Origin of the sequence: Streptomyces sp. NPDC086766 (assembly GCF_044746005.1) — a bacterium.
Lineage (GTDB): Bacteria > Actinomycetota > Actinomycetes > Streptomycetales > Streptomycetaceae > Streptomyces.
Genome location: NZ_JBIVBI010000002.1, coordinates 151620 through 164105 on the forward strand (window position 1 = coordinate 151620; position 12486 = coordinate 164105).

The following is a 12486-nucleotide window of genomic DNA, read 5'->3' on the forward strand; positions in this document are numbered from 1 at the left end:
CGACCGGCGGACAGGGACGGGTACGGACATGGGTGAACGGCGAAGCGGCGGCAGTGCTCACGGCCGTCGGCGCGGGCACCCGGGCAGCACCGTGTCCGGGGCCGGGCACGGGACGTGGGACCTCATACCGGAGGCGCAGCAGGCCCGGGTGGAGGCGCTGCTCGCCGCGGCGCTGTGCGGAAACTCCCTGGACGCGGAGGCCGAGCAGCGGGCCGTGGTGGCGTTCCGGGCCGCCCGGGACACCGGCGCGCACGGCGCGCGGTCCCGGCGCCGGGACGACTGGCGGGCACCCGAGCGCCGGCGCAAGCGCCGCTCGGTGAAGGTCACCGCGGGTCTCGCCCTGGCCGGCCTCACCCTCGGCGGGGTCGCGGTCGCGGCGATCGGCTCCGCCCGGTCCTCGGACGGCGGACCCGGGGGCGGGCCGTCCACCCGCCCGTCGTCCGGCGTTTCCGCCGGCGCGTCCGCGGGGTCGTCCGCGGGCGGTCCGGGTACGCCCGGTGCCTCCGCCACGACGGACCGACCGGCCGGCGCCCGGGACACCGAGGCGCGCTGCGAGGCGTACGAGAAGGCCGGGGGCAACGGCAAGGCGCTGGACGCGACCGCCTGGCGGCGGCTCGTCAAGGCCGCGGGCGGCGCGGACGCGGTCGCCGGCTACTGCGCCGACCAGCTGGCGCGGGCCGCGGCCCGCGAGGCGGAGAGCGGCACCGGCGGCACGCGGAACCCCGGTGACGCCGGCAATCCCGGGGCGTCCGTGACCGCCGGGAACACCGGCACCCGCAGGCCGGAGACCGGGGCGGCGACCGGTGGCGGGTCGGCGACCGGCGGTACGAGCGGCGGCGGCACCAGCGCGGCCACGGGCGGCACCGACGCGGCCGCGGGTGGCGGCGGCAGCACGGCCGGCGGCACGGTCACGGGCGGCGGCACCTCCACCGGAGGCGCCACCGGCGCCGGAGGCGACGCCTCCACCGGCGGGGACGGCTCCGGCGGGACCGGCGGAAAGGGTCGCTGATCATGCGCCGCCCGGCGCACACTCCCGGCCCCCGCGCGGGCCGGTGGAAAAAATTACGAAAGGGTTCATGTCCGGCGGGCCACCGCGCCCGCTCGTCCGCTCATGGAGCGTCACTCTCCGGCCGGGGTGAGCGCTGTCCGTGCCCTGCCGGGGCCGCCATGGCAACGGCCGGGGCCGCCACCCCCCACAGGAGAGGCCCCGGCCGTCGCGCGGCACGGGCCGCGCGGCGGCCCGTACTCTCTACAGCGCCGGGAGTGCGTTTTCTGTCACACCTCACCCCCACCTCAGTTAGTTGCACGTTGTACGGTCATGGACGGCGAGCTGTTTCACGCCGTAACGTGCCTTTCGCTCCGGGCGCGAAAGATGCATGATCACAGCCATCGACGGCCTCGGGGCCGGCCGCAACGATCGACTGAGGAACCACGGGTGCTGGGGGACGACGCGGAGTTGACCGCCGCGGTGCTTGCGGCACAGGACGGGGACGAGACCGCGTTCCGGACTGTGTACCGCGCTGTGCAACCGCGGCTGCTCGGGTACGTACGGACGCTGGTCGGCGACCCGGACGCCGAGGACGTGGCGTCCGAGGCCTGGCTGCAGATAGCCCGGGACCTCGGGCGGTTCAGCGGCGACGCCGACCGCTTCCGCGGCTGGGCCGCCCGGATCGCCCGCAACCGCGCGCTCGACCACATACGGATGCGCGGCCGCCGCCCGGCGATCGGCGGCGACGAGACGGAACTGACGGGCAAGGCCGCCGAGTCGGACACCGCGGGGGAGGCCATGGAGGCCCTGGCCACCGACAGCACCCTCTCGCTCATCGCCAGGCTCCCCCAGGACCAGGCCGAGGCCGTCGTCCTGCGGGTCGTCGTGGGCCTCGACGCCAAGACCGCGGCGGAGACGCTCGGCAAGCGGCCCGGAGCCGTGCGCACCGCCGCGCACCGCGGTCTGAAGCGGCTCGCGGAACTGCTCGGCGCCGATCCGGAAGCGGCGGGCGTCCTGGACGCGCTGCCGCCTCCGAGAGAACCGCAGGGCCGTGCGGTGACGTCCGCCGGTGTGACGCGGACGCGTGCCCGGACGCAGAAGGACTTGTGATGGCCGACGAGCAGTACAGGTGGCTGGACCGCGCTACGGCGGAGCGTTTGCTGCGCGGAGAGCCACTGGACACCGTCGACGCCGCCGCCCGTGAGCAGGCAGAACGTCTCGCCAAGGCCCTGCACTCCCTCTCCGTGGAGCCCTCCGGGGCGGAACCGGAACTTCCCGGCGAGGCCGCCGCGTTGGCCGCCTTCCGCAAGGCGCACGCCGAACGGGCGGACGCCCGGGCCCCCTTCACGCCGTCCGCCTCTCCGGCCCGGACCCGGCCCGGGGACGCGGACGTCGTCCGCGTCGGCTCCCGCGACGGCCGCGCGCGCCGGCGCCGTTCCGTACGCCTCGCGCTGTCCGCGGCGCTGGCCGCCGGGGCGCTCGGCGGGGTCGCGGCCGCTGCCACCACCGGCGTGCTGCCCACACCGTTCGGCGATGACGAGCCCGGCCCGACCGCCTCGGTCACGGCCCCGGCGACCCCCGGCCGCCCGCTGGGCCCGCCCTCGCCGGGCGGCGGCCCCGGCTCCCCGGAGTCCGGCGGGCCCACCGCGGGGGCCACGGGCGGTGCCCGGGACACCATCGGAGGCACCCCGGGCCGGAACACCGGCTCCGACGACGGCACGGGCCGCGGCCGGAGCGGGCTGGTGTCCGCCTGCCGCGACCTGCGCGACGGCCGGGGCCTGGGCGCCGACCGCAGGCGCGCCCTGGAGGGGGCGGCGGGCGGTTCCTCGCACGTGTGGACGTACTGCGAGGGCGTCCTCAAGGCCGCCGACCGCCGCTCCGAGGGCACGGGCGGGACCGGCAACGGCACCGGGAACGGCAACGGCACTGGCACCGGGAACGGGAACGGCACCGGGAACGGGAACGGCACCGGGAACGGGAACGGCACCGGGAACGGGAACGGCACCGGGAACGGGAACGGCACCGGGAACGGCAACGGCACTGGCACTGGGAACGGCACCGGCGATGGCACCGGGAACGGGAACGGCACCGGTAACGGGAACGGGAACGGGAACGGGAACGGACAGGGCCAGGGTCAGGGCCAGAACGGCGGCGGCCAGGGCGGCCAGGGGGCCCGCGGCGGCGCCCACCGCCCCGACGGCGGGAAGAAATCGCTGTCCCCCGCTCCCGAACCCGCCCCGGCGGGGACGCCCGCGCCCCGCACCACCCCCGCCACGACCTCGCCCAGGTCGAACGCCGCGCCGACGCACCCCTCCTGACCTGCGGTTTTCCCCCTCGGAAAAATTCTTCTCCGCAGGGTGTGACGTTTTCGGGGCCCGCAGCGCAGTAATGAGTGAGCCGACTGGTCATCGGCCGTCGCACAGAGCCGGGGTTCCCCCCGTACCTACGGCTCGTGCAATTGGCGCGGGCGGGACACGTTCCCCCGGTCCCGCCCGCGCCCCGCATCCCTCTCCGGCGGAACGTGCCTCACCAGGACACGACGACCTTGTCGCCGACCCTCACCCACGCGAACAGCCGCGCGATCGCCGCCTCGTCCCGCACGTTCACACAGCCGTGCGAACCACCGGCGTAGCCGCGGGCCGCGAAGTCGTACGAGTAGTGCACGGCCTGGCCGCCGCTGAAGAACATCGCGTACGGCATGGGGGAGTGGTAGAGCGTCGACACGTGGTGCCGGGACTTCCAGTAGACGTGGAAGACGCCCTCCCGGGTGGGCGTGTACTGCGCGCCGAAGCGCACCGCCATCACCGAGACGGTCCGCCCGCCGATCATCCAGCGCAGCGTCCGGCTGGTCTTGTCGATGCACAGCACCCGGCCGGTCAGGCAGCGCGGGTCCGGCGCGGCGGCCGGCTGCCCGCCCATCAGGTACAGCTCCCACCGGCCCGGCTCGCGCGTCATGGCCAGCAGCCGCCGCCAGGTGACGGTGTCCGTCCGTCCCGTGCGCGGCAGCCCGCGCTTGCCCTGGAAGCCCGCGACGGCCCGCTCGGTCAGGTCGTCGTACGTCCCGGTCGGGCCGTCGAACAGCCAGGCGATCTGGCGCAGCCGGGCCTGGAGCTCGCGGACGCCCCGCCCGGAGTCGCCGCGGGACCACAGGACGGGCGCGGCACCCCGCCCCGTGGCGGGGTCCGGTGTGGCGCGCGCGCCCCCGCCGGCCGGGGCGTGGGCCGTGGGGGACCGGGTGGCCGGAATCTCGATGTGCACCGGCGAGCGGTGCTTGCCGTCCGCGCCCGTCCCCGTCCCCGCGCCCTGCACCGTGCACCCGTACAGCGCGGCCGTCGCCGCGACGGCCGCGCCGACGGCGCGGCCCCTTCCGCTCATGCCCCCGATACGCATACCGCCCCCTGCCGTCCCACGGCCGTCCGGTCGTACACCCCGGATGTCTCCCCACGCGTGACGCGCGGCGAACCACCGGGCAGGGTGGGGAACACAAGGATGAACAGGTCTGTGAGCAAGGTCCCAGCGTGGGGCCCTCCACCCGACGCACGGCCGCCGCTACAGTCCGTGGCGGGGGTCGGCTGTACCGGCGAGTAACTGGCGAGTAATTCAGAACGCGGAGGCACACACCATGGCGCGCGAGTCGGAGTCCGGGCTGCCCATCGAGCCGGTCTACGGACCGGACGCCCTGGAGGGCTGGGACCCGGCCGGGAAGCTGGGGGAGCCGGGGTCGTACCCGTTCACCCGCGGTGTCTACCCGTCGATGTACACCGGCCGCCCCTGGACGATGCGCCAGTACGCCGGTTTCGGCACGGCGGTGGAGTCCAACGCCCGCTACAAGCAGCTCATCGCCAACGGCACGATGGGCCTCTCCGTCGCCTTCGACCTGCCCACCCAGATGGGCCACGACTCGGACGCGCCCATCGCGCACGGCGAGGTCGGCAAGGTGGGCGTGGCGATCGACTCGATCGACGACATGCGGGTGCTGTTCGGCGGGATCCCGCTGGACAAGGTCTCCACGTCGATGACGATCAACGCGCCGGCCGCGCTGCTGCTGCTCCTGTACCAACTGGTCGCGGAGGAGCAGGGGGTGCCGGCGGACCGGCTCACCGGCACGATCCAGAACGACGTGCTGAAGGAGTACATCGCGCGCGGGACGTACATCTTCCCGCCCAAGCCGTCGCTGCGCCTGATCGCGGACATCTTCAAGTACTGCAAGGCCGAGATCCCGAAGTGGAACACCATCTCGATCTCCGGCTACCACATGGCGGAGGCGGGTGCCTCGCCCGCGCAGGAGATCGCGTTCACGCTGGCGGACGGCATCGAGTACGTCCGCACGGCGGTCGCGGCCGGCATGGACGTGGACGACTTCGCGCCCCGCCTGTCGTTCTTCTTCGTCGCCCGGACGACGATCCTGGAGGAGGTCGCCAAGTTCCGCGCGGCCCGCCGGATCTGGGCGCGGGTGATGAAGGAGGAGTTCGGCGCCAAGAACCCCAAGTCGCTGATGCTGCGCTTCCACACGCAGACGGCGGGCGTGCAGCTGACGGCGCAGCAGCCGGAGGTGAACCTGGTCCGCGTCGCCGTCCAGGGCCTGGCGGCGGTGCTCGGCGGCACCCAGTCCCTGCACACGAACTCCTTCGACGAGGCGATCGCGCTCCCCACCGACAAGTCCGCGCGCCTGGCGCTGCGCACCCAGCAGGTCCTGGCCTACGAGACGGACGTGACGGCGACGGTGGACCCCTTCGCCGGGTCCTACGTCATCGAGAAGATGACCGACGAGGTCGAGACGGCCGCCCTGGAGCTGATGCGCAAGGTCGAGGACCTCGGCGGCGCGGTCACGGCCATCGAGCACGGCTTCCAGAAGAACGAGATCGAGCGCAGCGCCTACCGCATCGCCCAGGAGACGGACTCCGGAGAGCGGGTCGTGGTCGGCGTCAACCGCTTCCAGCTCGACGAGGAGGAGCCGTACGAGCCCCTGCGCGTCGACCCGGCCATCGAGGCGCAGCAGGCCGAACGCCTCGCCAAGCTGCGCGCCGAGCGCGACCAGGCGGCCGTGGACGCGGCGCTGGCGGCCCTGAAGAAGGCCGCCGAGGGCGAGGACAACGTCCTGTACCCGATGAAGGACGCCCTGAAGGCCCGCGCGACGGTCGGCGAGGTGTGCAACGCGCTGCGGGAGATCTGGGGGAACTACGTGCCCTCGGACGCGTTCTGAGCTGGGCGAATCCTTCGTACGGGTGATCGGGGGCGGAAAACGTCCGCCCCCGGTTACGCTCGTGAAGAGTGGGCCCCGAAAAGGAGGATGCCGTGGCTGTACTGCAACACGAGCTGACGTTGGGCGAGGCCGCCGACCTGCTCTCCCGTGCACTGCCTGGGCACCGCGTGGAGATTCTCCAGGGGAGGCTCACTGTGACACCGCCGCCGGATGGCTCCCACGGCCTGTCGCTGACAAAGCTGTGCAGGGCACTCGAACGTGCGGGCATCGAGGGAAGCGGCGCCGAGTGGATTCAGGGCGCTGGGCTGTGGCTGCCCACTCTGCCCGAGGACTTCGCGATCCCCGACCTGTCCATCGTCGACGAGGACTTCCGTGACGCCCATGTCACGAAGAACTACTACGCGCCGAACGTCTTCCGCATGGTCGTCGAAGTGACGTCGTCCAACTGGTCCGACGACCTGGGACCGAAGGTGGAGTGCTACGCCCAGGCCGGCATCCCCGCCTACCTCGTCGTCGACCGCAAACACGACCAGGTCCTCCTCCACACGGACCCGGTCGACGGCAAGTACCCCGACCCCCAGCGGTTCAAGCGAGGCCAGTCCGTCCCTGTGCCGGGGTCCGTCGGCGTGAGTCTCGAGCTCTCCGTCGACACCCTCCTCGACGGCGACGGCTGACCCGTCCGTCTCGCCCGCCGAAACCCCCGGACGGAGTGTCGTGCCCGCGTGCGACACTCCCTTCCATGTTCGGCGTCATCGACCTCCCCACCTACCTGGCAGGACTCGTCCTCATCGTGCTCCTGCCCGGGCCCAACTCGCTCTACGTGCTGTCCGTCGCCGCCCGGCGCGGGGTACGCGCCGGCTATACGGCCGCGGCGGGCGTCTGGTGCGGGGACACCGTGCTGATGACGCTGTCGGCCGCCGGGGTCGCCTCGCTGCTCAAGGCGAACGCCGTGCTGTTCGGGATCGTGAAGTACGCGGGCGCCGGATACCTGACGTGGCTGGCGATCGGGATGCTGCGGGCCGCCTGGGTGATGTGGCGGAGGCGGCGGGAGCAGGTCCTGGAGGACCTGGAGGAGGGCCCGGCCGCCACCCGCGGTGGGGCCGACGAGCGGCCCTACCGCCGCGCGTTCGTCGTCAGCCTGTTCAACCCCAAGGCGATCCTGTTCTTCGTCGCCTTCTTCGTGCAGTTCGTCGACCCGGGGTACGCCTACCCGGCCCTGTCCTTCGTCGTCCTCGGCACCTTCGCCCAGCTGGCGAGCTTCCTCTACCTCAGCGCCCTGATCTTCGGCGGCACCAGGCTGGCCGCCGCCTTCCGCCGCCGCAGGCGCCTGTCGGCGTGGACGACGTCGGCGGCGGGCGCGCTGTTCCTGGGCTTCGCCGTCAAGCTGTCCCTGGCGAGTGCCTAGGGGCTGATCGCAATTGCCGCGGGCCCGGGCCGCCTTGGGCGGACCGGGCCCCGGTGGCCTCAGCGGGCCCGTGAGTTCCGGCCCGCGCGGGCGTCGCGCAGGGCTCGGGTGAGGATCGGGGGCAGCAGGTCGGCGGCCAGGCGGCGGGCCCGGCTGCGGGACGTCCGCCGTACGGGGGCAGTGGACGCGGCCGGGGTGGCCGGTGCGGCCGGCCGCCGTGCGGGTGCCGCGTTCGTCCGCGGTGCCGGGGTCTGCCCCGCGTACCGGGACGGCGGGAAGGGCGGGGCCTTCATGTCCTTGGACTTGAGGCGGATGATGCGGTGCCCTGCGGCCTGCTGGACGCTGAGGTGGCAGTCCCGCCGCTCGCGCGCCACGGCCAGCAGCTCCTCCTGGACCGGCTCGGGGTCGTCCCAGGTGCCGTAGAGCTTCTGGGTGCTCAGGCAGATCGGCTTCAGGCCCCGGTTGAGCACCGCCTCCCAGGCGGCGACGGAGACGCCGGGCGTGTGCTCCGAGCGGAAGTCGTCCAGGACGACGACCCCGCCGGGCTTGAGCGCCTCGCGGGCGGCGCCGATGTCGTCGTGGACGTGCGCGTACAGGTGCGAGCCGTCGATGTGGACGAACCGGCAGGAGCGGGGCTCGACCTCGGCCGGCACCAGGGAACTGGGGCCCTGCAGGACGCGGGGCAGCTCGTCGTGGAAGGCGCGGTAGTTCTGCTCGAAGGCGCGCCGGGTCAGCGTGCCGTAGGACTTGGTCGACTCCGCCCGGTTGGCGTCGTCGGGCGCGTCGCCCTCGAAGAGGTCGCACACGGTGAAGCGCTCACCCGCCCGCAGATGGCGGCCGAGGAAGATCGCGCTCTTGCCGAGGTAGACCCCGACCTCCAGCAGGTCGCCGCCGAGTCCCGCGGACTCCTGCCGGCTCAGGAGCCATTCGAAGAGGACCTGGTCGAGGACGGGGAACCAGCCGGGTACGTCGTCGAGCCGGTGGGGCGGCCGGGCCGTGTCGGGTGCGGTGGTCATGAGGATGACGCTCCCTCGGGGACGGGGCGGGTGGCGGAGCGACCGGAGGCACGCCCCGAGGCGGTCGGGCCGTGGCCGGTCGCGGCAACTCCCCCGGCACCTGCCCGACCACGGATCCGCGAACCCGCCGCCGGATGAACTCCGGCCCAACTTCCGCTTCAGCGCGGGCCGGCGGCCGATGGCCGGGGGGCGACCAGCGCGCGCTTCAGCCGCGGCCCGAGAGGCCGCTCCACGAAGCGGTGGATCAGCCACGCCAGGCCCAGCAGGCCGGCCACCGCGAGCAGCAGCGTGAGATACGGGTGCAGTCCGAAGCGCCGGTGCAGCACCCGGATGACCACCCAGCCCAGATGCTCGTGCACCAGGTAGAAGGGGTACGTCAGCGCCCCCGCGACCGTCAGCCAGCGGCCCTTCACCCAACGGGTCCAGCCCATCGCCACCGCCGCCACCGAGGCGAAGGCGAGCGCCACCACCAGCTGGATGGCCCAGGGGCTGCGCGGGATGTCGCCCCGGGCCCCCGGGTGCCACAGCTCCACCGTCGCCCAGTGCTGGCCCAGCAGCCAGGAGATCGCCACGATCCCCCACAGCAGCAGGGAGCTTCCGAAGCGGTGGACGAGGTAGAGCGCGAGGCCGCCGACGAAGAACGGGGCGTACTCGGGCATCACCAGCTGGTCGAGCACCGGGTTGTGGGCGATCTGGGTGAGGGCGCAGGCCAGCGTCCACACCGCGCAGAACATCACCACCCGCCGGTAGGTGACGCCCCGCCAGACCACGAAGAGCGCGAACAGGGCGTAGAAGCGCACCTCCGACCACAGGGTCCAGCACACGCCGAGCACCCGCGGCACGCCCATCGGCTGCTGCAGCATCGTCAGATTGACCAGGAACTCGTCGAACCGCACCGGTCGCAGCACGACGGGCAGGACCAGGCTCGCCCCGCCGACCAGGAGCAGGGCCACCCAGTACGCGGGGTACAGCCGGGCGACCCGGGAGCGGAAGAAGGCGCCGAGGTCGCGGCCCCAGCTGCTCATGCAGATCACGAAGCCGCTGATGACGAAGAAGAACTGCACGCCCAGACAGCCGTAGACCGCGGCCTGGGACAGCGTCGGGAACATCCGGCCGGGGGACTGGTGCCAGGAGGCGGAGATCGTGCCGCCGCGTCCGGTGAAGTGGTACAGGCACACCATCAGGGCCGCCAGCAGCCGCAGGCCGTCCAGGGAGCGCAGCCGGTTGTCGCCGCCGCGCGGCCCCGGCGCGGAGGGGACGGCCGCGGTCCGGACGGCCGTGGCCCCCGGGGGCGGCATGGGCGCCGGGCGTGCCGGGGCCATGGTCTGGTCGGACACGTTCATCCCAGGGCTTTCTGGTCGGAGGGCGGACGGGGCGGCGGCGCCGCGACGCCCCCGCACCCGGTGGGGGGACGGGGGCGTCGTGCGCGGCGCACGGCCGGGGCGGGCGGGCACACGGCCCGGGTCAGCTCCGCACACCCCGGCGCAGCGCCCTGGCCCGGCGGGCCACCCGCCGCACGGTCGCGTTGCGCGGGATGAAGGCGAGCTGCGCCGGGAGGGCGCCGGGCAGGGCCAGCGAGGTGAGGCGGCGGCGCTTGAAGTAGCGCCAGGTCTGCGGGGACAGGTGCCGCGACAGGTACCGCTCCGCCTCCGCGCGCAGACCGGGGTAGATCTTCGGCTGCATCGCGTAGGAGACGGTGCGCACCAGCTCGGTCAGCGCCGCCACGTCCATGCCCCGCCGCTGCTCGGTGACGGCCGCGCGGTCGCCCAGGTCGGGCAGGAGCGCGTCGACGACCGCCACCGGCACCCGGTTGCTGTTCTCGTACGGCGCCAGGCGCTCCATCAGCGTCGCGGTGCCGGTGCGCGCGACCGGCAGGCCGTACAGCGCGGAGGCGGTGAGCAGGGCCGTGGAGAAGCACCCCACGACCAGCGCGGGACGCATCCGCTGGTAGAGCACCTCGGCCAGGACGGGCGTGTCGAGCACCGTGAGGTCGGCGCCCAGCTTCTCCGCCTCCTGCTCCAGCGCCCGCGACCAGCGCGCCGGCGCCGACGGGTGCGGCTTGAACACGACCTCGGTGTGGCCCAGTTCGACCACGCCCCGGAGCATCTCCACGTGCAGCTGCTCCTCCTCCTCGGGGGTAAGGATCTCCAGCGCGGAGAGGTACTGGCCGAGCAGCAGCGCCGGTTCGCCTTCGGTCCGGGGCAGCTCGTCGCCGGTGTCGACGAGTTCGGCCAGCACCTTCAGGAAGGCGTCCGTCGGCACGATCTCCGGTGCGACGCCGAACTCGGTGAGCAGCACGGGCGTCAGGCCCGGCACCAGGTCCAGATGGAGCAGCCGGTCGATGCGCGTGCCGACCAGCGGGTCGATCTTGTTGCGGGTGGGGCCGTAGCTCATCAGGCCGTCGGCGTAGACCGTGAGGGGCGCGCCGGTGAAGATCTGCGCGACGCCGAGCGCCGGATTGACCTGGATCGACTCCACGGCGAGCTCCACCGGCTCGTCGCCCAGGTTCCACAGCAGCCTCAGGTGCCGCTCCCACAGCGGGACGTCGTCGGCGCGCGGGGACCAGCCGCCCGGGTGGAAGGGGGAGATGGTCTCGTTCCACGACACCACGTCGTCGAACCGGTCCCGCAGCCGCGCGAAGCCCGGCATCTCGTCCAGGCCCGGGGTGGTCTCCGGCGTGGCCGCGTTGTTGCAGACCAGCAGGATGCGGCGGTCGGCGGGGCCGAAGCAGTCGGAGTCGAGGGCGGCGGCGAGCGTGGCGGTGCCGTACAGCGTCGACGCCAGGAAGATCTGCGTGCTCACGCGGCGACCCCCGTGCCGGTCGCGCGGCGGCGCACCCTGCGCAGCCGGGTGGCGCGCAGGACGTCCATGGAGTCGAGCGCCTCCTCGAGGACCGTCTGCGGCATCCGCCGCAGGGCGGCCGCGCTGAGCGACTTCAGTTTCCGTGCCACGGGCGGCTCGAACCTTTCGATGGATCCCAGGTGGTGCGAGATGATCGCGCAGTAGGTGCGGACGGCCTTGGGCAGCAGTCTCTCCGCCTCCGGGTCCTTCGCCGTCTCCTCGATGACCTGGTCGAACGCCCGGATGAAGTCGAGCTGCCGGACGTCGCCGATCTGGGTGAGCGAGGAGGCGACACCGCGCCGGTAGTGCACGCCGAGCAGACCGGCCACCGCGAAGGACTCGGCCTCCCGGTGCAGCTTCCAGATCCACGGCCGGTCCTCCGCGGTGCGCAGGCCGTCGGTGAAGTGCAGCAGGCCCCGGTCGACCAGCCGGCGGTGGTAGATGCCCGCCCAGGCGTAGGGATAGTCGACCGAGGTGGAGCGGTCGGCGGGAAGTATCGCGTCCCGTGGGTTCATCACCACGCCGCGCCGGCCGTGCGGCACACGGGTGATGCCGCGCGCCCGCGCGGTGCAGTGCACATGGTCGGTGCGCACGAAGTCGCACCCCAGTTCCTCGATGAAGGACAGCAGCCGCGGGTAGTACCCGGGGGCGAGCCAGTCGTCGCCGTCCAGGAACGTCAGGTACTCGCCGCGGGCCCTGTCGATGCCGGTGTTGCGCGCGGTCGCCAGCCCTCCGTTCTTCTCGTGTCTGACCCACACCGCGCCCGGCAGCTCGCGCTCCGCGCGCGCGAGAATGTCCGGGGTCTCGTCGCGCGAGCAGTCGTCGACGAGAATGAATTCGAAGTCCTCACGCGCGTTGGCGCGCAGGCTCTTCAAGGTGTCGGGTGCGTATTGCTGCACGTTGTAGAACGGCACGATGACGGAGAGCTTGACCACGGCGTCGACGTTAAATGCCGGGTCCGTCATCCGTCTTTACCTGTGGCTTGATGGTCGGTGAACGACGCGTGGCGATGCAGTGAACCCGGCCTTTTCCC

The 12486-nt window shown here is 73.3% G+C and carries 11 protein-coding genes; 6 read left to right on the top strand and 5 right to left on the bottom strand.

Going from position 1 to position 12486, the window contains the following annotated elements; all coding sequences use genetic code 11:
* Positions 1 to 28 precede the first annotated feature (28 nt).
* From ACIPM1_RS03800 to ACIPM1_RS03810, 3 genes are all read left to right on the top strand, one after another.
* A complete protein-coding gene (locus ACIPM1_RS03800) occupies positions 29 to 1009 on the top strand; it encodes a hypothetical protein (protein ID WP_402428479.1) in 981 nt (326 codons plus the stop codon).
* A 426-nt stretch (positions 1010 to 1435) separates the two neighbouring features.
* A complete protein-coding gene (locus ACIPM1_RS03805; protein ID WP_356182471.1) occupies positions 1436 to 2098 on the top strand; it encodes an RNA polymerase sigma factor in 663 nt (220 codons plus the stop codon).
* Entirely contained in the window at positions 2098 to 3306 is a 1209-nt protein-coding gene (locus tag ACIPM1_RS03810; protein WP_402428482.1) for a hypothetical protein, read from the top strand. Before ACIPM1_RS03805 ends, ACIPM1_RS03810 begins: the two co-directional genes overlap by 1 nt.
* Positions 3307 to 3514: 208 nt before the next feature.
* On the opposite strand, the gene ACIPM1_RS03815 is transcribed toward ACIPM1_RS03810, so the two are convergent.
* The gene (locus tag ACIPM1_RS03815; RefSeq protein WP_402428485.1) at positions 3515 to 4378 is read right to left on the bottom strand and encodes a L,D-transpeptidase family protein; all 864 of its coding nucleotides are present in this window, start codon (positions 4376 to 4378) and stop codon (positions 3515 to 3517) included.
* Between the two features lie 232 nt (positions 4379 to 4610).
* Here ACIPM1_RS03815 and ACIPM1_RS03820 point away from each other — a divergent pair, with 232 nt between their 5' ends.
* From ACIPM1_RS03820 to leuE, 3 genes are all read left to right on the top strand, one after another.
* Complete coding sequence (locus ACIPM1_RS03820; RefSeq protein ID WP_402428488.1) at positions 4611 to 6191, top strand: methylmalonyl-CoA mutase; 1581 nt, start codon at positions 4611 to 4613, stop codon at positions 6189 to 6191.
* Between the two features lie 92 nt (positions 6192 to 6283).
* Positions 6284 to 6865, top strand: coding sequence for a Uma2 family endonuclease (locus ACIPM1_RS03825; RefSeq protein WP_356182482.1), 582 nt, complete (start codon positions 6284 to 6286; stop codon positions 6863 to 6865).
* Positions 6866 to 6930: 65 nt separating this feature from the next.
* Complete coding sequence (gene leuE / locus ACIPM1_RS03830) at positions 6931 to 7596, top strand: leucine efflux protein LeuE (protein WP_402428492.1); 666 nt, start codon at positions 6931 to 6933, stop codon at positions 7594 to 7596.
* A 59-nt stretch (positions 7597 to 7655) separates the two neighbouring features.
* On the opposite strand, the gene ACIPM1_RS03835 is transcribed toward leuE, so the two are convergent.
* The 4 genes from ACIPM1_RS03835 to ACIPM1_RS03850 form a co-directional block, all read right to left on the bottom strand.
* Positions 7656 to 8612: a class I SAM-dependent methyltransferase gene (locus ACIPM1_RS03835; RefSeq protein ID WP_402428494.1), complete on the bottom strand. Its 957-nt coding sequence runs from the start codon at positions 8610 to 8612 to the stop codon at positions 7656 to 7658.
* A gap of 158 nt (positions 8613 to 8770) precedes the next feature.
* The gene (locus tag ACIPM1_RS03840) at positions 8771 to 9955 is read right to left on the bottom strand and encodes an acyltransferase family protein (protein WP_402428497.1); all 1185 of its coding nucleotides are present in this window, start codon (positions 9953 to 9955) and stop codon (positions 8771 to 8773) included.
* 121 nt (positions 9956 to 10076) lie between these two features.
* Positions 10077 to 11414, bottom strand: a complete 1338-nt coding sequence (locus tag ACIPM1_RS03845) for an alpha-2,8-polysialyltransferase family protein (RefSeq protein WP_402428500.1) — start codon at positions 11412 to 11414, stop codon at positions 10077 to 10079.
* Positions 11411 to 12388 carry a glycosyltransferase family 2 protein gene (locus ACIPM1_RS03850; protein ID WP_356182708.1) on the bottom strand — a complete coding sequence of 326 codons (978 nt, stop codon included), beginning with the start codon at positions 12386 to 12388 and terminating at the stop codon, positions 11411 to 11413. The genes ACIPM1_RS03845 and ACIPM1_RS03850 overlap by 4 nt, the downstream gene beginning before the upstream one ends.
* Between the last annotated feature and the right edge of the window lie 98 nt (positions 12389 to 12486).